Genomic DNA, 19,057 nt, shown 5'->3' with positions numbered 1-19,057 from the left:
AAACTTCACGGACGACTAACTCAGTAGTCCGGCAGCGTTAGCGACCACACATGCGCTGTGAATAGCGGGGGTAGCTCGGTGGAGGATTACTTATAGTATTCAAATATCAGCATCGAAGCGTTTGGTCGGCGCTCTCCGCTCCGAGAAATCCTCCTAATAGATCAGCGGGTTAGCGTCAGAAGCGAAGTTCCGCGGCCCGCTTTTTCCACCCTAATCCACCACATTTAGTATTTGATTCAGCAACCCGCACTATTGCTTGACGGGTCAGACGAGGTTCCCATACCTTCGCTGCAACCGAAACTAAGAAGCCGCCAAACCCTTGCACGGTTCGACGGCTCCGAAGTTTCGGCCCGCCAATCACCCAGGAGACGGGCAAGGCGGGACACTGAGCAGTAGTCAGCACGCCGATAGAATCGGAGTTATTGCCAGTGGTCAAGCCCGTCCCCACGTTGTTAACGGAGATGGATAATGAACACTGCGACTGCGATTAAAACCTGTCAGATCAAATGCATCCGCAAATCTGATCGGTTCAACCCCCACGAACGCATCACTCATGTAGGCGGATATGAAGATGCGCCGTGGCGCATCACTCAAGAGGATGCCATCCGTCTTATTGACGCGCGCGAATGGCGTTTCTGGGTCAAGCCTCCCAACGGAGATGCTGTTTGGGTTACCGTTGCCGTGAGCCGCTTCGGCAACAAGTATCTGAAAACTGAAGCTGACGGAGAGCAGCCCAACAACCTGCTCTCCCTTCCCGAATGCCCGTGATCGGACATAACTGAAACTAACGGGGCCGCCTCTATCGTTTGGGGCGGCCCCTTCTCCACCTCGGAATCTCCTAAGCTACGCATCTCGAAACCTCGCGTCCAACTTACAGACGCTCGTTATATCGGCGACTGGCGTTTTCTCCCCCTTTGCGGGGAGGGTCGCATAGGTGCCCTTCGGTCACCGTGACTTAAAATTGCGCCGATGCGCGGCATCGGCTAGGGCGAAGCGGAGGCCGGGGTGGGGTGCCGCGAGCACTGCGGCTCGTGGCCCCCCCACCCCCGACCCCTCCCCACAAGGGGGAGGGGAGATTTGACGCCGTGCCTCACGCCATCATAGTTGGCAGTTAGTTCGCTGCCCCATCCCCCGTCATTCCGGGACGCTCGCGTCAGCGAGCGAACCCGGAATCTCGATGCGATGGAAACGAACGGGTGCGCAACAACGTCGAGATTCCGGGTTCGCGCTGCGCGCGCCCCGGAATGACGGTGTGTGTAAGGACGGTGAAGGCGCGAGTTGTTACTTATAAATATCCTTGTAGGTGTCGCGCAGAACGTTCTTCTGGACCTTGCCCATGGTGTTGCGCGGCAGGTCGTCGACGAACAGTACCTTCTTCGGCATCTTGAACTTCGCGAGCTGGCCGTCGAGGCCCTTCAGCACCTGTGCTTCGTCGATCGTGGCGCCTTTGTCGCGCACCACGACGGCGGTGACGCCTTCGCCGAAATCGGCATGCGGCACGCCGATCACGGCGGATTCGACCACGCCCGGCATGGCGTCGATCTCGCTCTCGATTTCCTTCGGATAGACGTTGAAGCCGCCGGTGATCACCAGATCCTTGCCGCGGCCGAGGATGTGGACGTAGCCGCGCTCGTCGATCTTGCCGAGGTCGCCGGTGATGAAGAAGCCGTCGTCGCGGAATTCCGACTTGGTCTTTTCCGGCATCCGCCAATAGCCCTTGAACACGTTCGGGCCCTTCACCTCGATCATGCCGATCTCGCCGCGCGCCAGCTCCTTGCCGGTTTCCGGATCGGTGACCCGCGCCGAGACACCCGGCAGCGCCGGGCCCACCGCGCCGGGGACGCGGTCGCCGTCATACGGGTTCGAAGTGTTCATATTGGTCTCGGTCATGCCGTAGCGCTCGAGCACGGCGTGGCCGGTGCGCGCCTGCCATTCGCGGTGCGTGTCGGCGAGCAGCGGCGCCGAACCTGAGATGAACAGCCGCATATGGCTGGTCGATTCCTTGGTTAGCCGCGGGCTCTGCAGCAGCCGCGTGTAGAACGTCGGCACCCCCATCAGCACGGTGGCACGCGCCATCAGGTCGATGATCCGGTCCGGGTCGAGCTTGGGCAAGAAGATCATCGATCCGCGCGCGAACAGCGTGACGTTGCTGGCCACGAACAATCCGTGCGTATGATAGATCGGCAGCGCGTGGATCAGCACGTCGTCCGGCGTAAAGCGCCAGTAGTCGACCAGCGTCAGCGAGTTCGACGCGAGGTTGTCGTGGCTGAGCATCGCCCCCTTGGAACGGCCGGTGGTGCCCGAGGTGTAGAGAATCGCGGCGAGGTCGTCGTTGCTGCGCGCAACGGTGGCGAAATCCGCGCTCGCCTGGGCCGCGGCCTCGGTCAGCGATCCGTTGCCGTCGGCATCGAGCGTCTCGACCGTCGCGCCGACCTTGGCGGCGATCGCCGCAATGCCGCCCTGCTTGGACGGATCGCACACCACGATCCTGGGCTCGGCATCGGTGATGAAGTAATCGAGCTCGTGCAGCGTATAGGCGGTGTTGAGCGGCAGATACACGCCGCCCGCACGCACCGTGGCGAGATACAGCACCAACGCCTCTACCGACTTCTCGGTTTGCGCCGCAACACGGTCGCCGACCTTCAGGCCGCGCGCCACCAGCACGTTGGCGACGCGCCCTGCCCGCGCCACCAGATCGGTGTAGCTGATCTTGTCGCCAGCGACGGTTTCGATCGCGAGCTTGTGCGGGTCGTCGAGCTTGTCGAACAGGCGGGCGAACAGGTTAGCGTTCATGTCGATGTTCCGGAGCGCGTCAGGTTATCGGGAAAGCGCCGTTGGATACCAAGAACGCTCCGACCAGCGCAACGGCAGAACCGCGCGCCGGCGCGCCGAAACGAACAAGACCGCGTTCAGTTTCACCCTGCGACAAAAAAGATTCCCTGAAACGGCGCCGAAAACCTGCCGTAGCTCGCCGCGACCAGATGACGAACCACTGCGGGTTCGCACCGGGGTCACCAACCTCGCCCGCGACGGTCGCGGGCTGCAATCACTTTCGGGAGAAACCAATGTCGAAGCGAATTGCCCTGCTGACCGCCGCCGCTTTCAGCGCTGTCGCGCTCACCGCTACCGTGAGCGTCCCGGCCTCCGCCGAATCCGGCAAGATGATGAAGAGCTCCGGCGACACCGTGATGGTCGGCGGCGCGCCGATGTACCCGTCGAAGAACATCGTCGAGAACGCCGTCAAGTCCAAGGATCACACCACGCTGGTCGCCGCCGTCAAGGCTGCCGGCCTGGTCAAGACGCTGGAGGGCAAGGGCCCGTTCACGGTGTTCGCGCCGACCAACACGGCATTCGACAAGCTGCCGGCCGGCACCGTCGACACGCTCGTGAAGCCGGAGAACAAGGCTCAGCTCACCAAGATTCTCACCTACCATGTGGTGCCCGGCAAGCTCGAAGCCGCTGACCTCACCGACGGCAAGAAGCTGAAGACCGTGGAAGGCGAAACCCTGACGGTGAAGCGGATGGGCAACCAGGTGATGCTGATCGACACCAAGGGCGGCAGCTCGACGGTGACGATCCCGAACGTCAACCAGTCGAACGGCGTGATCCATGTGATCGATACCGTGCTGATGCCGTCGTAATCGCGGCTCACCTTCGCAGCGCTCAATGTCCCCCAAGGCGCGGCGGAGACCGCGGCGACCTGCCGCGAACGAGGGCGCGGGCCGGGCAACCGGCTCGCGCTTTCGTGATCCCGCTCGCCTGTGACGGCGCAATGATCGAAAATCGGCAGTAACGAAACAGGTGCATTGCCCGTAATATTCGGTGTAAGCGCTGGCTTTCAGGAATAGGGCCGATGTCCACCACTGCACTGACCGATCCTGCCCCCACCACCGCAGCGGCCCCCGAGTCCGGCGCGGCTCTGCATCCGATATGGGTCCGGGTGATGCACTGGATCAACGCCGCCGCGATGCTGGCCATGATCCTGTCCGGCTGGCAGATCTACAACGCCGCCCCGCTGTTCGACTTCCAGTTCTCACGAAGTCTGACGCTCGGCGGCTGGCTCGGCGGCGGGCTGTTGTGGCACTTCGCGGCGATGTGGGTGCTGGTGATCAACGGCGTGCTGTACGTCATTCTCGGCTTCGCCACCGGCCGGTTTCGCCGCAAGCTGTGGCCGATCTTGCTCTCGGCCATCGCCTCCGACCTGTCGCAGGCGGTCCGACTCCGGCTGTCGCACGACGACCTCCACCGCTACAACGCGGTGCAGAAAGCGCTGTATGTCGGCGTGTTGCTGGTCGGCGTGGTGATCGTGGCGTCCGGCCTCGCGATCTGGAAGCCCGTGCAATTCCATTTACTGACCGCTCTGCTGGGCGGCTACGACACCGCGCGCTACGTGCATTTTGCCGCGATGAGCGCGATCGTCGCGTTCTCGGCGATCCACATCGCGCTGGCCGCCCTGGTGCCGAAGGCGCTGCGGGCGATGATCATCGGACGCTGAACTCGAAGCAGATTCTCCGTCGTTGCGAGTGCAGCGAAGCAATCCACCCCACACGCACTGAACTGGATTGCTTCGTCGCTGTGCTCCTCGTCATGACGCCAAGAGGACAAGGATATGCTGCGCATCAAACGACTGCTGATCCCGGGCGTCGACAAGAAGCTGCTGGTTCGCGATGCCGCCAAACTGATGCCGGATGTCTCGCGGCGGCGGTTTCTGGCCGGCGGCGCAAGCCTCGGCGCCCTGACGTTGCTGACCGGGTGCGACGTCGTGGACGGCGACAGTGCCGAGCATCTGCTCGCCAAGGTGTCGAAATTCAACGATGCGGTGCAGGCGGCGATTTTCAGTCCGACGACGCTGGCGCCGACCTTCAGCGAGACGGAGATCACCCGGCCGTTTCCGTTCAACGCCTACTACTCACTGGACGAGGCACCGACGATCGACGGCAGCGAATGGAAGCTGGAGGTTTCGGGGCTGGTCCAGAACAAGAAGAGCTGGACCTTGCAGGAGCTGACGAAGCTGCCGGAAGTGTCGCAGATCACCCGGCATGTGTGCGTCGAAGGCTGGAGCGCGATCGGCCAGTGGAGCGGCGTGCGGCTGCGCGATTTCCTCGAGCTGATCGGCGCCGACACCAAGGCAAACTACGTCTGGTTCCGCTGTGCCGACGACTACACCTCGCCGATCGACATGCCGACCGCGCTGCATCCGCAGACCCAGATGACCTTCAAGTTCGGCGGCGAAGTGCTGCCGCGCGCCTACGGCTATCCGATGAAGATCCGGATTCCGACCAAGCTCGGCTTCAAGAACCCGAAATACGTCGTGTCGATGGAAGTCACCAACGACTACAAAGGCGGCTATTGGGAGGACCAGGGCTACAATTCGTTCAGCGGGTTGTAAGCACCCGCCCCGTCATTCCCGTGCTCGCGCGATAGCGCGCGAACCCGGAATGGCTCGCGAGAGTTTCATCACGTCCCAACAGTCGCAAAAAGTTCCCGGTCAAATCCGCGGCCAATCGCGTGTTGTGGGCGCTGTGGCGGCGATGTTAGCGTCCCGCTCACGGATTCAGAACACACGTCACGGGAGGTCCTAATGATTCTGCGAGCTTTGTTGTTCACCGGCGCGCTGCTCGGCGTCACCACGGCGGCGATGGCGGCAGACAGCGCCAAGGCAACGCTGAAAAACGCCGAAGGCGCCGAGGTCGGCACCGCGATGCTGACCCAGGGCAGCAAAGGCGTCACCATCAAGCTGGCGCTGAAGGGATTGCCGCCTGGCGAACACGCCTTCCACATCCACGCGGTCGGCAAATGCGAGCCGCCGTTCACCTCGGCGGGCGGCCACTTCAATCCGGAGAACAAGAAGCACGGCAAGATGGCCGAGGGCGGCGCCCATGCGGGCGACATGCCGAACCTCGACGTGCCGGCCTCCGGCGCGCTGAGCATCGACGTCGTCAACGATGCGGTGACGCTCGCCAAGGGCAAGCCGAACTCGGTGTTCAAGGACGGCGGTACTGCGCTGGTGATCCACGCCGGCCCCGACGACTACAAGTCCGACCCCGCTGGTAATGCTGGCGGCCGCATCGCCTGCGGTGTGATCGAGGAAGCGAAGTAACGCGGGCAGGTCATTCCGGGGCACGCGCAACGCGCGTGAACCCGGAGTCCCGACGAGTTCTGCGGGGACATAAGTCCCACCAACCTCCGGATTCCGGGTTCGCTCGCTATGCGAGCGCCCCGGAATGACTCTCCCCTTAGGCTAATCGCGCAGCGGCCGCTGGAACGCTGACAGCACCGCGCCGAGCGCCAGCGTGGCGGCCGAGACGGCGAGCGCCGAGGACAGCGAGCCGATCGCGTCGGTGATGGCGCCGACCACCAGCGGGCCGACGGTCTGGCCGATTCCGAACGCGATCGTCAGCGCGGCGATCGCGCCGGGCCAGGCGGCCTGCGGATAGTTGAAGCGCACGAAGGCCGTGGTCGAGGCCACCACCGCAAAGAACGACACCCCGAACACCAACGCCGAGGTCGCCAGCATCAAGGGCGACAGGCTGAACAGCGGCAGCACTGCGCCGACCGCATTGACGGCCAGAATGATGGTGGTCGACAGCCCGCCGCGATGCAGCGCCATCACCCGGCGCCACACCCAGGGCGTGACGAAAGCGCTGATCCCGATCAGGCACCAGAACGCGCTCTGGGCTGCTGCGCCGCCGCCGGCGTCGCGCACATAGGCGATCATGAAGGTCATGTAGGCGATGTAGCCGGCCCCGAACATGAAGTAGCCGGCCAGATAGATCAGCACCGGGGCGATTCGGAACGGCGCGGCGCGGCCGCCGCCGAGACCGGCATCGACCCCGATCGGCGCCAGCAGCACCGGCAGCGTCATCGCGGCCGACAGCGTCGCCAGCACCAGCCAGCCGAGCCACCACGAGCCGGGGCCGGCCGCCTGCAGCAAAAACGGCGCGATCAGCCCCGACGACAGGATGCCGATGCCGGGGCCGGCGTAGAACAGGCTGAGCAGAAACGCCGAGCGCGCCGGCTGCGCCTGCGCGATCGTGGTCGCCAGCGCCCCGCCAGCCACGAAGGCCAGCGCCGCGCCGATCCCGGCGATCAGCCGTGCCGCCGACAGCAGTGCGAAATTGCCCGACAGCGCGCACAGCGCCAGCGAAGCGACGCAGGCCAGCGTACCGATCCGCACGATCGCCGCCATGCCGAACCGGGCGACCAGCCGGGACGTTACCAGCGCGCCGATCAGATAGCCCGCCGCATTGATGGTGTTCATGAATCCGGCGGCCGAATACGACCAGCCGAGGCTGTCGCGCATGTCCGGCAGCAGCAGCGAATAGGCAAACCGGCCGATGCCGAGCCCGACGGTCGGCGCAAGCGACAGGATCAGGATCAGGCGCGCGGGATGAGCGGGCGCCGCCTCGGTGCGATCAAGCAGGGTCAAGGAAAGGTCTCCGGCGCGGTCATTCTGACAGCGAATGCGCCCCACCCGCAACACGCAGCGGCGGCAACACTGTCTTGCCAAGCCGGCACCAGCGATCTAGCACTCGGCCCGCGAATTCCTCACGGCGTCATTGCCGGGCTCGACCCGGCAATCCAGCTTCTTGCGAGACGGATGGATGCCCGGGCCAAGCCCGGGCATGACGACCTCCATTGATATCGAGGCTCATATGGCAACGCACAAACTGCTTCTTCTCCCCGGCGACGGCATCGGCACCGAAGTGATGGCCGAGGTCAGCCGGCTGATCGACTGGCTCAACAAGGCCGGCATTGCCAGCTTCGAGACCGAGCACGGCCTGGTCGGCGGCGCCGCCTATGACGCCGACAAGGTGGCGATCACCGACGCCACCATGGCGCTGGCGCAGGCTTCCGACGCGGTGATCTTCGGCGCGGTCGGCGGCCCGAAGTGGGACGGCGTGCCCTACGACGCGCGGCCCGAGGCCGGCCTGCTGCGGCTGCGCAAGGATCTGGCGCTGTTCGCCAATCTCCGCCCGGCGGTGTGCTACCCGGCGCTCGCGGAAGCCTCGAGCCTGAAGCCCGATGTGGTCGAAGGTCTCGACATCATGATCGTGCGCGAGCTGACCGGCGGCGTCTATTTCGGCGAGCCCAAGACCATCACCGACCTCGGCAACGGCCAGAAGCGTGCAGTGGATACCCAGGTGTACGACACCTACGAGATCGAGCGGATCGGCCGGGTCGCGTTTGACCTCGCCCGCAAGCGCCGCAACAAGGTCACCTCGATGGAGAAGCGCAACGTCATGAAGACGGGCGTGCTCTGGAACGAAGTGATCACCGCCGTGCACGACCGCGAATACAAGGACGTCCAGCTCGACCACCAGCTCGCCGATTCCGGCGGCATGAATCTGGTCAAATGGCCGAAGCAGTTCGACGTCATCGTCACCGACAATCTGTTCGGCGACATGCTGTCCGACATCGCGGCGATGCTGACCGGCTCGCTCGGCATGTTGCCGTCGGCCTCGCTCGGCGAGATCGACGCCAAGACCGGCAAGCGCAAGTCGATGTACGAGCCGGTGCATGGCTCGGCGCCCGATATCGCGGGCAAGGGCATGGCCAACCCGGTGGCGATGCTGGCCTCGTTCGGTATGGCGCTGCGCTATTCGCTTGACATGGGCGCGCTCGCCGACAAGCTCGACGAAGCAATCGCCGCGGTGCTGGCCAAGGGCCTGCGCACCGCCGACATCAAGAGCGAAGGCGCGACCGTGGTGTCGACCTCGCAGATGGGCGAAGCGATCGTCGCCGAGCTGCAGGCGCTGCACGCCTGACGACCTGGTTCGCGGACATGGTCCACGAAGCCGTCTTCAAAGAAATATGAAGAACCGCCGGGCCAGTCCCGGCGGGGACGTCGAACAGAAAATGAAAACGCCCGCCGGATCGGCGGGCGTCGTCGTTTCTGAAGCTGTCCCGGCCAGCGGCAGATGCCGCGGGCGGATCAGTACAGCGGGAAGCCGATCGGATAGCCGCCGAGATCGGACGCCGGGTTGAGCGGCTGACGATCGGTCGGGCGCTGGCCGTTCTCGCGGGCGAACGAGTAGCCCGGCGGGAAGGCGTAGTCGGAGAAGTGGCGTTCGCCGGGCTGCACTTCGGTGCCGGCGTCGAGCCAGGACCGCTTGGTGACGTACACCCGAGTGCGCGGGCCGGCCTGATAGACCCGATTCGGGCCACGGGCGCCGTAGCGGATCTGGTCGGAGGTGTACCCTCGCTTCTTCGGCGCGGCGTCGGCAGTGCTGGCGCCGATCACGGCAACAGCGGCTGCCGCGAGCAGCACCGGCAACAGTCTGGCGGCAGTGAATTTCACGAGCATCGGTGTCCCCATCGGCAGGCGCATTCCAGTTTCACCCTTGTAGCCGTCGCCGCATACCCGCCACAAGGTCAATCCGGCAACACCAAGCGACAATCCTTCAATCCCCGACGCGCCGAAATGTTGCATGAACTCCAGCGCGTTAACCCGGCCGACAACAATCGTCGCACTACAGCCTTCCGCGCAGCACGGGATCCTGCACCCCGGTCACCCAGTCGGCCCGGTCTGCGGCGGTCGGGAGCTGATTCGGTGCGCAGCCACTGCGGCGCAGCTCCGCCTGGGCGAACGCCGCGGCCGTTGCGGCATCGCCGCTCAGCAGCACCAGCCGGTCGAGCAGGCAAGCCGCGGCCGCCCGGCGCTCCGGACCGGTCTCGCCCCGGCAGGAGAAGCCGGAAATCCGCAAGCCCGCCGCCTCGATCGGTTTGACGAAGCCGACGCAGGCACCGGCCGGCCGGTCGCCTCCGGCCAGGCTGAACAGCGGCACCGGCCCGAATTTGGTGTCGATCACCCCGGCGGTCTCGATCGCCGCCGTGCCGCCCGGGTCCATCCGGCTCGCCAGATCGGCTTCCGCCGTCGGACCGGGAGCCTCCCCGCCGATCCGGTAGATCTCGATCTCGGCGGCGGCCGGCTCGCCGGGTGCGGCGAAGCGCAGGATGTCTTTGCGGCCGCCGGCCGGATGGCGCAGAATTTCGGTCGTCTCGGTCTTGCCCGGCCAATCGAGCTGGCTGACCGCGAACGCCGGATGCGAGCGGTCCGCCGCGCTCCAGCCCGGTCCGGCCTCGGCAGTGGTCGCCGCGGTGAGCGCGGCGTCGGTCAGAGGATTGGCGGTGTAGAAGACGATCAGCCCGATCAGCGCCAGCGCGCCGACATAGGCCAGCACCCGCAATACCGTGTCCCGGCATTCCTCGGCGAAGCTGGTCAGAGCGGGGTGAATCCGGGAGTAGGAGGCGGCGCCGCGGAGGGCCGGGTTGCTTCGCATTGCGCGGGCTCGAATGGGTACTACGTTGTGTCCGCGGCGTTTCTCGCATAGAAGCGCTGACTTCTCCTTGCTGCGGCTTGCCGCAGCGGAGCAAATTCCTTCGGAGAGTGAACGATGGGTTACAAAGTCGCGGTAGTGGGTGCGACCGGCAATGTCGGGCGTGAGATGCTCGGCATTCTGGACGAACGCAAGTTCCCGGCCGACGAGGTGGTGGCGCTGGCATCGCGCCGCTCGGTCGGCGTCGAGGTGAGCTACGGCGACAAAACCCTGAAATGCAAGGCGCTCGAGCACTACGACTTCAGCGACGTCGACATCTGCCTGATGTCGGCCGGCGGCAGTGTGTCGACCGAATGGTCGCCGAAGATCGGTGCGCAGGGCGCGGTGGTGATCGACAACTCCAGCGCGTGGCGGATGGACCCGGACGTGCCGCTGATCGTTCCGGAAGTGAACGCCGCGGCCGCCGCCGGCTTCACCAAGAAGAACATCATCGCCAATCCGAACTGCTCGACCGCGCAGCTCGTGGTGGCGCTGAAGCCGCTGCACGACCACGCCAAGATCAAGCGCGTGGTGGTGTCGACCTATCAGTCGGTGTCGGGCGCCGGTAAGGACGCGATGGACGAATTGTTCTCGCAGACCAAGGCCGTCTACACCAACAGCGAGCTGGTGAATAAGAAGTTCCCGAAGCGGATCGCCTTCAACCTCATCCCGCAGATCGACGTCTTCATGGAAGACGGCTTTACCAAGGAAGAGTGGAAGATGGTGGTCGAGACCAAGAAGATCCTCGACCCCAAGATCAAACTGACCGCGACCTGCGTACGGGTGCCGGTGTTCGTCAGCCATTCGGAATCGGTCAACATCGAGTTCGAGAACCCGATCAGCGCCGACGAAGCGCGCGAGATCCTGCGCAAGGCGCCGGGCTGCCTCGTGATCGATAAGCACGAGCCGGGCGGCTACGTCACGCCGTATGAAGCCGCCGGCGAGGATGCGACCTATATCAGCCGCATCCGCACCGACCCGACGGTCGACAACGGTCTGGTGCTGTGGTGCGTGTCCGACAACCTGCGCAAGGGCGCGGCGCTGAATGCGATCCAGATCGCCGAAGTGCTGATCAACCGCAAGCTGATCACCGCCAAGAAGCAGGCGGCATAACTTTGTAAGGCGGCCGCGGCGTACCAACGCCGCCCCGCAGATACAGGATCACAAATGGCCGGGCTCGCCCCGGCCATTTGTTTTCCCGCGGACGATCGGTACTGACGAAGGCACGCCGGCGCGCTAGGCTACGCTTCGCCTCATTGTCGCAAAGCGTGCCATGACCGAACAACCTCCCGCTTCGAAATCCAGAACACCCGGTAGCCGGGTCGAGCGCGGCTTCGAGACCGTGCTGTTCAACAGCCGTTGGCTGATGGCGCCGTTCTATTTCGGCCTGGTGATCAGCCTCGCGGTACTGCTCTACAAATTCGTGATGCTGCTTTACGAATTCATCGTGCACGCAACGCTCGCCAAGGAATCCGACATCATCCTCGGCGTGCTCAGCCTGATCGACGTGTCGCTGACCGGCAATCTGGTCCTGATCGTGGTGTTTTCGGGCTACGAGAACTTCGTGTCGCGGATCGACCCCGGCGATCATCCGGACTGGCCGGAGTGGATGACCAAGGTCGATTTCGCCGGACTGAAGCAGAAGCTGCTGGCCTCGATCGTGGCGATCTCGGCGATCCAGGTGCTGAAGGCGTTCATGAACATCGACAGCTACGACCAGACCAAGCTGGCCTGGCTGGTCGGCATCCATCTGGTGTTCGTGGTCTCGACCCTGATCATGGCGCTGTCCGACCGCTGGGGCCACGGCGACGACAAGGGCGGCCATTAGGCACCTTCCGCGGGACCTCGCTCGCTGCACAACGTCATGCGCGGGATTGAGCCGCGCATTCATCCCGCGCGAAGCGCCGGGAACGATGAGCTGATGAGCTTCCAAACGATGGATTTCCGGGTCGAGCCCGGCAATCCATCGTGGTCCGTCTCACACCACCTTCACGGCCGGCACGAACTGCTTGCTGTCCTGATCGAGCACGAACAGGTCACCGTCGGCGACGCCGAAGTAAGCACCGTGGAGCTGCAGACGGCCGCGTTCGACCAGGATCTGGACGCAAGGGAACGTCATCAGGTTCTCGAGGCTGCGGAACACCGCGGCCTTTTCGATCCGGGTACGAAACTCCTGCACGCTCTCGTGGTCACGCTTTTCGACCACCTCGCCGGGCTTGGTGAACATCTGCATCCAGCGGCCGATGAAGTCGCTCTCGGTCAGCGGCGGGGTCTTGTCGGTAAAGGCTTTGATACCGCCGCATTGGGCGTGGCCGAGCACCACGATGTGCTTCACCTTCAGCACCTGAACGGCGAATTCCAGCGCCGCCGAAACGCCATGGGCACCGCCATCGGGCTCGTACACCGGCACCAGATTGGCGACGTTGCGGACCACGAAGATTTCGCCCGGGCCGGCGTCGAAGATCACCTCGGGCGAGACACGGCTGTCGCAGCAGCCGATCACCATCACTTCCGGCGACTGTCCGCGCTCCGAAAGTTCGCGATAGCGGGTCTGCTCGGTCGGCAGCCGCTGGTTTCGGAACGCTTCGTAACCCGAGATCAGGGACGTCGGAAAAGAGGTCATCGGCGCGGTCTCTCCAAGGGTTGGAACATTAGCGCGTATGCGAGCGGGATCGATGCGACCAGGATACGCGCGCGCCTGATCCCGCACCGATAATCACAGGATGCGGCCGCGAACAAGCCTTCCGGCCCGAGGGCCGAGATGCTATCGCCTCGGCCGATTTTCGTTTTGCCAGGGGGGAACCATGATCCGACCGCGCCGCAGCCTGTTGTTCATGCCGGGATCGAACGCGCGGGCGCTCGAAAAGGCCCGGCTGCTGCCGGCCGACGGCCTGATCCTGGATCTCGAGGACGCGGTGGCGCCGGACGCCAAGGATGCGGCGCGCGATCAGATCGCCGCGGCAGTGGCGGCCAAGGGCTACGGCAAGCGCGAGATCCTGGTGCGGATCAACGCGCTCGATACCGCCTGGTGGCAGGACGACATCGCGATGGCCGCAAAGGCCGGACCGGACGGCATTCTGGTGCCGAAGGTCTCGACCATCGAAGACATCGCCACCGTCGGCAACAAGCTCGCCGAGCTCGGCGCCGATCCGTCGATCCGGGTCTGGATCATGATCGAGACCGCGCGCGGCGTGCTGCATGCCGAGGAGCTGGCCGCCCAGAAGCACGACGCCAAGTCGCGGCTCGAAGGCTTCGTGTTCGGCCCCAATGATATCTCGCGCGAGACCGGCATCCGGATGCTGCCCGGTCGCTCCACCATGCTGTCGATGATCACGCATTGCGTGCTCGCCGCCCGCGTCCACGGGCTGATCGCGCTCGACGGCCCGTACAGCGACATCGGCAATGTCGACGGCCTCTCCGAAGAGTGCGCGCAGGCCCGCGACCTCGGCTTCGACGGCAAGACGCTGATCCATCCCGGCCAGATCGACGCCTGCAACGCCGCTTTCACGCCGCCGGCGGACGACATCGCCCAGGCCCGCAAGATCCTTGCGGCATTCGAACGCCCCGAGAACCAGGGCCGCGGCGCGATTCAGCTCGACGGCCGCATGGTCGAACGCCTGCACGCCGAAATCGCCAAGAAGACGATTGCGATCGCGGATGCGATCGAAACGGCGGGCCATTAGGCGCCACGGACACCAATCAGCCGAGAGTCATTCCGGGTCGCGAGCGCAGCTCGCGAACTCGGAATCCCGAGATTGTTGTGCGACCGGCGGTGCTTTGAATGTCGAGATTCCGGGTTCGCCGCTGTGCGGCGCCCCGGAATGACGGGACGCGTGGTTGGCGCGTCCGCTCAGGCGGCCCGCACCGACGCCAGGAAGTTGCCGACCTCGGCGCGCAGGCGGCTGCTTTCGCTCGACAGCGACTGTGCGGCCGACAGCACCTGGACCGAGGCGGCGCCTGTCTCGCGGGCGCCGGCCTGGACGCGGGCGATGTCGGCGTCGACCTGCGAAGTGCCGTGGGCGGCGTGCTGGATGTTGACCGCGATGTCCTTGGTGGCCACGCCCTGCTCTTCGACCGCAGAGGCGATCGAGGACGAGATCTCCGACATCTGGCCGATGATCGCGCAGATCTCCTTGATGGCCGCCACCGATTCGTCGGTCGCCGCCTGAATGCCGGTGATCTGCTGGCCGATCTCGCCGGTGGCCTTGCCGGTCTGTTCGGCCAGCGCCTTGACCTCCGACGCCACCACCGCAAAGCCGCGGCCAGCTTCGCCGGCGCGCGCCGCCTCGATCGTCGCGTTCAGAGCCAGCAGATTGGTCTGACCGGCGATGGTGCTGATCAGATCGACGACATCGCCGATCCGCGCGGCAGCGGCGGACAATTCGCCGACCCGTTCGTTGGTCCGGAGCGCCTGATCGGCGGCTTCGGTCGCAACGCTGGCGGAGGTCTGCACCTGTCGGCCGATCTCGTGGACCGACGCGGTCAGTTGCTCGCTCGCCGACGCCACCGACTGCACGCCGGCGGAAGCCTCCTGCGACGACGAGGCGACGCCGACCGCGAGATCGAGCGAACGCGCCGCGGTCGAAGACAGCGAATGCGCCGCAGCCTCCAGTTCATTGGCGGCCGACGACACGGTCTTGATGATCTCTCCGACCGCGTCTTCGAAACTGTCGGCGAGCCGCGCCATGTCGGCCTTGCGCCGCTCGGCGGCGAGGTGCTCCTGCCGGCTCTGTTCCGCCGCCTCCTGATTGGCCTTCTGCTCGGCGTTGGTCCTGATCGAGGTGATCGCCTTGGCCATGCCGCCGATCTCGTCGCTGCGGCCGGCGCCGGGAATGACCACGTCGAGCATGCCGGCGGCCATCGCCTGCATCGCTGCGGTGAGCCGCACCAGCGGACGGACCATTCCGATCGCCAGACCGGCGACACCCAGCGCGATCAGCAGCGCTGCAAGGCCGGACAGAATCCACACGATGGTCGAATAACTTCCGACCTGCCGGGCGGCTTCGTCTTCCAGTTCGGCGTTGGCGGCATTGGCGCGTCTGACGATGTCGTCGATGATGGCGCGGTGAGCTCCATAGATCGAATCCAGCTTGGTGTAGGCGGCTTCCGCGGCCGTCTGATCGCCCGCGCTCAGGGCCGGGATCAGCTCCTGATCGGCGACCGTCCAGAATTTCTGCACCGCTGCATCTGAATCCACGGTCAGCCGCGCCTTCAGCGCGGGCTCCAGCGCAGAGCCTGCCCAGAACTTCTGCCGCCCGAGATAATCGCGGCGAAGCTGCTCGAGTTTGGCGGCATGCGCGCGCCATTCGGTGGGCCGGCGCAGCGCCAGGGTGGCTTCGAGATAGGCTTCGATCACATAGGCCGGCGGCGGCAGGATGTCGGCGACCAGATCGTTGCCGAGCTTGATCTGCGAATACAGCGGCCCACCGACCCGCAATTGATTGAGCGCCATGAAGTTGGTGGTCAGCATCGCCGTAAGGCTCGCCAGGACGACCACGGCGAAGACAACGATCATCGATGTGATCGAGAGACGGATTTTCATGAAGGAAGTCTCGGATGGATCAATTCCGATCCGATTAGTTCCGCGGATTTAAGACGACGTTACAAAGCGCGGAATTCGACACCAGACTATCGTCGCCAACCGATGCAGGGACGACATATTTTTTTCATTTGCGAACGCGCGCATGCGCGATTCAGCGCAGCAACTGAAGTGTTACTAGATCAATTCCATTCGCATGAAATGCGATGCATCTCGGCCTCGTTCGTTCGAGACGCGCGCGCTGCGCAGGGCAGACCATTACCCTCCGCAAACGTCGATCAGCTTCGCACATTATGCATTGCGACGATGCGTCGTTCCCGTCCATACGACCATCGTGGCAACCCGTGTGGCCGATCTCGTGCAGCGCATGGCACCGCCGTTGCAGACGACGGGTGCGAACATCTCACCTTTGCAAGAGCGCCCTCGGTGATGCGCGGTTCGGTCGGTCAAAAAAGTGCCCGGCGCAAGGCCGGGCATGTCGGTGGTGATAACAGCGGCTGACCAATCGAGCGCACCCCGAGGGTGCAGCGGTCGGCTCTGGCGCGACTCCTCTTCCCGCTCAGGCGGAGAGAGGCGAGCATCACGCCCAGGCGCGCTCCTTGGCGGCCTTGGTCTCATAGGCATCGATCGACGATTTCTTCTCGAGCGTCAGCCCGATGTCGTCGAGGCCGTTGATCAGGCAGTGCTTCCGGAACGGATCGATCTCGAACTTGATCGCGCCGCCATCGGGGCCGCGGATTTCCTGCGCCTGCAGATCGATCGTCATCGTGGCGTTGGAGCCGCGCTCGGCGTCGTCGAACAGCTTGTCCAGATCGGCCTGCGAGACGCGGATCGGCAGCACGCCGTTCTTGAAGCAGTTGTTGTAGAAGATGTCGCCGAACGAGGTCGAGATCACGCAGCGGATGCCGAAATCGAGCAGCGCCCAGGGCGCGTGCTCGCGGCTCGAGCCGCAGCCGAAATTGTCGCCCGCGACCAGGATCTTGGCGCCGCGATAGGCCGGCTTGTTGAGAATGAAATCCGGGTTCTCGCTGCCGTCGTCCTTGTAGCGCTGCTCCGAGAACAGGCCCTTGCCGAGACCGGTGCGCTTGATGGTCTTCAGATACTGCTTCGGAATGATCATGTCGGTGTCGACATTGATGATCTTCAGCGGCGCCGCGACGCCTTCCAGCGTGGTGAACTTGTCCATCGTCAGGTCTCCGGGTTTGGAATGGTCTTAGCGCCCCCAGGCCGTCGGTCAAGCCGGCAAACCGCAGAGCCGCGCGCGGCAGGCTCAATCCTCGGCCGTCTCGTCGGCCTTGGCCTCGATCGCCTCCATGTCGTCGTCCGACAGGCCGAAATGGTGGCCGATCTCGTGCACCAGGACGTGGCGGACGATCTCGCCCAGACTGTCGTCGTGCTCGGCCCAATAGTCGAGGATCGGCCGGCGATACAGCCAGATCATATTGGGCATCGGGGCGACGTCCTGGCTGGTGCGCTGCGGCAGGCCGACCCCCTGAAACAGCCCGAGAACGTCGAACTCGCTCTCGGCACCGAGGTCGTCCAGCACCTCTTCGGTGGCGAAATCGTCGACCCGGATGATGACGTCCTCACACAACGACCGGAACTCGCCGGGCAGGCGGGCGAACATGTCGTGCGCCATCTGTTCCAGCTCGGCCAGGGAGGGGGCTTTTGCATTGATCCACATGCCGGCCGTTGTACGCGATCGGGTGGGGGCGGCAAGCGGCTTGCGGTTGACGACGGCGCCGTGATCGGGGACGTTGCCGCGGGGCTTTGAAGGGGCGAATGACAGCATGAACCAGATCGGCATGGGGCGGATCGCGATCGCAGCGGCAACGCTGGGACTGGGGCTGGCTTTCGGACTGCCGGCCACAATGCCCGCGGAGGCCCAGCAAGGCGTGATCGCGAGCACGGATCGTGCGGCGGCCGATCGTCTCACCGACGTATCGTCGCAGGAGCGCGTTCGGCGGTCGCCGCGACGGCTGCCGATCTATCCGCGCGACGAGAGCGACGGAGTGATCCCGCGCTTCGACCCCGGCCCCAATGCCGTCCGCGAGTGCACGGCCAGCTACGTCCAGGAGCATCGCCCGAGCGGCACCGTGATCGTGCCGCGGATGAACTGCTTCTGGCGCCGCGGCTGAGCGCGGAGCTCCTGCAGCTCCGCGACGCGTGCCCGTTCGGCACGCCAAGTACCAAGTAAATCGCCTGCTTCTTTGGAACCTCGCGCGCGGATTGCGCATTGCCGTGCCGCGAGCGAGCCATTCACGCCGCATTCACGTCGTGCACGTCAGCCTGATCTTCAGGGGGCTACGCCGAACGGCACGCCGACCGCGTCGAGCGGAAACGTGCGGGCCGTCAACCAAGGAGCAATCGGATGAAGTTTTTGAAATTGTCGGGCTTGGCCGTTATCGCCGGTCTGCTGCTGATCGCCGCGCCCGGCAACCGCGCCGAGGCAGCTCCGCTGTCGACCCCGGGTATCGCCGCCTCCGTGCAGCGCGACGCGATCCCGCAGGCGACCGAAGTACACTATCGCCATCGCCGGCACGTCCATCGTCATCATCATCGCTGGCATCGCCATCACCACGTTCGGCGCCATTACGGCTATCGGCACCACCCCCATCATTACCGCCACCATCATCACCGCCACTGGCGCTGATACGGATCGGTTACCAACGGGCCCGCAAATGCGGGCCCGTTTCGGTTGGGGCAGTTGCATTTCGGTACGCAGCGCCGACATGATGGTGAGATAACAACCGATGGAGGTGACAATGCGTGCATGGATCGGAGCGGCCGTCCTGGCGACGACGCTCGGTGTCGCCGGCGCTGCTGGCGCAGCGTCACTCCCCGCCAACGCCGCCGGCGCCTCTGCGACGCAGGCGACCGATATCAGCGCACGGCAACGTAAGCCGCACGCCCGGCATCGCCACGTCCGCCGTCATCCGTCGCCGCACCGCACCTATGTGTACGCACCGCGCCGGGCCTACGACTACAACGCCCACCCGCATTGGTATCGACCCGACCCGGTCGCGCCGTTCTTCCCGTTCGGCTTCGGGTGGGGTCTCGGGCCGTCGTGGTAAGCGACGGCCCGCCGGTCGCGGCTTCAGATTCCACAACGCCGTCGATGAGACGCGCGACGGACTCATCGTTCCGGCAATCACCGCCGCGAGCACGGTCCCGGCACGATGCTTCCGAAACAAAACAG

General features: G+C 64.8%; 20 protein-coding genes. 12 read left to right on the top strand and 8 right to left on the bottom strand.

Going from position 1 to position 19,057, the window contains the following annotated elements:
* Positions 1-468 precede the first annotated feature (468 nt).
* Positions 469-768, top strand: a complete 300-nt coding sequence (locus M9H71_RS18705; protein WP_455406436.1) for a DUF3892 domain-containing protein — start codon at positions 469-471, stop codon at positions 766-768.
* 513 nt (positions 769-1,281) lie between these two features.
* Here M9H71_RS18705 and M9H71_RS18700 read toward each other — a convergent pair.
* Positions 1,282-2,793: a malonate--CoA ligase gene (locus tag M9H71_RS18700; RefSeq protein WP_455406435.1), complete on the bottom strand. Its 1,512-nt coding sequence runs from the start codon at positions 2,791-2,793 to the stop codon at positions 1,282-1,284.
* A gap of 272 nt (positions 2,794-3,065) precedes the next feature.
* Between M9H71_RS18700 and M9H71_RS18695 the strand changes: the two genes are divergently transcribed.
* The 4 genes from M9H71_RS18695 to M9H71_RS18680 all read left to right on the top strand — a co-directional run bounded on the left by M9H71_RS18695 (position 3,066) and on the right by M9H71_RS18680 (position 6,100).
* Positions 3,066-3,641 carry a fasciclin domain-containing protein gene (locus M9H71_RS18695; RefSeq protein ID WP_455406434.1) on the top strand — a complete coding sequence of 192 codons (576 nt, stop codon included), beginning with the start codon at positions 3,066-3,068 and terminating at the stop codon, positions 3,639-3,641.
* A 212-nt stretch (positions 3,642-3,853) separates the two neighbouring features.
* Positions 3,854-4,495: a cytochrome b/b6 domain-containing protein gene (locus tag M9H71_RS18690; RefSeq protein WP_455406433.1), complete on the top strand. Its 642-nt coding sequence runs from the start codon at positions 3,854-3,856 to the stop codon at positions 4,493-4,495.
* A 114-nt stretch (positions 4,496-4,609) separates the two neighbouring features.
* Positions 4,610-5,389, top strand: coding sequence for a molybdopterin-dependent oxidoreductase (locus M9H71_RS18685; protein ID WP_455406432.1), 780 nt, complete (start codon positions 4,610-4,612; stop codon positions 5,387-5,389).
* A gap of 192 nt (positions 5,390-5,581) precedes the next feature.
* Positions 5,582-6,100, top strand: a complete 519-nt coding sequence (locus tag M9H71_RS18680; protein ID WP_455406431.1) for a superoxide dismutase family protein — start codon at positions 5,582-5,584, stop codon at positions 6,098-6,100.
* A 141-nt stretch (positions 6,101-6,241) separates the two neighbouring features.
* Here the strand turns inward: M9H71_RS18680 and M9H71_RS18675 are convergent, their stop codons facing one another.
* Complete coding sequence (locus tag M9H71_RS18675; RefSeq protein ID WP_455406430.1) at positions 6,242-7,429, bottom strand: YbfB/YjiJ family MFS transporter; 1,188 nt, start codon at positions 7,427-7,429, stop codon at positions 6,242-6,244.
* Positions 7,430-7,655: 226 nt separating this feature from the next.
* Between M9H71_RS18675 and leuB the strand changes: the two genes are divergently transcribed.
* On the top strand, positions 7,656-8,768 hold the full coding sequence (gene leuB, locus M9H71_RS18670) for a 3-isopropylmalate dehydrogenase (protein WP_230765136.1): 1,113 nt from the start codon (positions 7,656-7,658) through the stop codon (positions 8,766-8,768).
* Between the two features lie 167 nt (positions 8,769-8,935).
* Here the strand turns inward: leuB and M9H71_RS18665 are convergent, their stop codons facing one another.
* Together M9H71_RS18665 and M9H71_RS18660 are read right to left on the bottom strand one after the other, a co-directional pair.
* Positions 8,936-9,331, bottom strand: a complete 396-nt coding sequence (locus M9H71_RS18665) for a hypothetical protein (RefSeq protein ID WP_455406439.1) — start codon at positions 9,329-9,331, stop codon at positions 8,936-8,938.
* A gap of 142 nt (positions 9,332-9,473) precedes the next feature.
* Positions 9,474-10,283, bottom strand: coding sequence for a hypothetical protein (locus M9H71_RS18660; RefSeq protein ID WP_455406429.1), 810 nt, complete (start codon positions 10,281-10,283; stop codon positions 9,474-9,476).
* 114 nt (positions 10,284-10,397) lie between these two features.
* Here M9H71_RS18660 and M9H71_RS18655 point away from each other — a divergent pair, with 114 nt between their 5' ends.
* Both M9H71_RS18655 and M9H71_RS18650 read left to right on the top strand, forming a co-directional pair.
* The gene (locus tag M9H71_RS18655) at positions 10,398-11,432 is read left to right on the top strand and encodes an aspartate-semialdehyde dehydrogenase (protein WP_455406428.1); all 1,035 of its coding nucleotides are present in this window, start codon (positions 10,398-10,400) and stop codon (positions 11,430-11,432) included.
* Positions 11,433-11,592: 160 nt separating this feature from the next.
* Positions 11,593-12,147 carry a TIGR00645 family protein gene (locus M9H71_RS18650; RefSeq protein ID WP_455406427.1) on the top strand — a complete coding sequence of 185 codons (555 nt, stop codon included), beginning with the start codon at positions 11,593-11,595 and terminating at the stop codon, positions 12,145-12,147.
* Positions 12,148-12,297: 150 nt separating this feature from the next.
* Here the strand turns inward: M9H71_RS18650 and M9H71_RS18645 are convergent, their stop codons facing one another.
* Positions 12,298-12,942 carry a carbonic anhydrase gene (locus tag M9H71_RS18645; protein ID WP_455406426.1) on the bottom strand — a complete coding sequence of 215 codons (645 nt, stop codon included), beginning with the start codon at positions 12,940-12,942 and terminating at the stop codon, positions 12,298-12,300.
* Positions 12,943-13,123: 181 nt separating this feature from the next.
* Between M9H71_RS18645 and M9H71_RS18640 the strand changes: the two genes are divergently transcribed.
* Positions 13,124-14,002 carry an HpcH/HpaI aldolase/citrate lyase family protein gene (locus M9H71_RS18640; RefSeq protein WP_455406425.1) on the top strand — a complete coding sequence of 293 codons (879 nt, stop codon included), beginning with the start codon at positions 13,124-13,126 and terminating at the stop codon, positions 14,000-14,002.
* A 167-nt stretch (positions 14,003-14,169) separates the two neighbouring features.
* Here the strand turns inward: M9H71_RS18640 and M9H71_RS18635 are convergent, their stop codons facing one another.
* From M9H71_RS18635 to M9H71_RS18625, 3 genes are all read right to left on the bottom strand, one after another.
* On the bottom strand, positions 14,170-15,861 hold the full coding sequence (locus M9H71_RS18635) for a methyl-accepting chemotaxis protein (protein WP_455406424.1): 1,692 nt from the start codon (positions 15,859-15,861) through the stop codon (positions 14,170-14,172).
* A 577-nt stretch (positions 15,862-16,438) separates the two neighbouring features.
* Positions 16,439-17,044, bottom strand: a complete 606-nt coding sequence (leuD, locus tag M9H71_RS18630) for a 3-isopropylmalate dehydratase small subunit (RefSeq protein WP_164607218.1) — start codon at positions 17,042-17,044, stop codon at positions 16,439-16,441.
* 84 nt (positions 17,045-17,128) lie between these two features.
* Positions 17,129-17,542, bottom strand: a complete 414-nt coding sequence (locus tag M9H71_RS18625) for a metallopeptidase family protein (protein ID WP_455406438.1) — start codon at positions 17,540-17,542, stop codon at positions 17,129-17,131.
* A gap of 106 nt (positions 17,543-17,648) precedes the next feature.
* Between M9H71_RS18625 and M9H71_RS18620 the strand changes: the two genes are divergently transcribed.
* The 3 genes from M9H71_RS18620 (at position 17,649) to M9H71_RS18610 (ending at position 18,932) form a co-directional block, all read left to right on the top strand.
* Positions 17,649-17,996 (top strand): hypothetical protein, encoded by a 348-nt coding sequence (locus M9H71_RS18620; protein WP_455406423.1) that lies wholly within the window; start codon positions 17,649-17,651, stop codon positions 17,994-17,996.
* 233 nt (positions 17,997-18,229) lie between these two features.
* Positions 18,230-18,511, top strand: a complete 282-nt coding sequence (locus tag M9H71_RS18615) for a hypothetical protein (protein ID WP_455406422.1) — start codon at positions 18,230-18,232, stop codon at positions 18,509-18,511.
* Positions 18,512-18,623: 112 nt separating this feature from the next.
* Positions 18,624-18,932, top strand: coding sequence for a hypothetical protein (locus M9H71_RS18610; protein WP_455406421.1), 309 nt, complete (start codon positions 18,624-18,626; stop codon positions 18,930-18,932).
* Positions 18,933-19,057 lie beyond the last annotated feature (125 nt).

It is taken from the genome of Rhodopseudomonas parapalustris (assembly GCF_053772255.1).
This window is presented reverse-complemented; position numbering and strand designations above follow the sequence as displayed.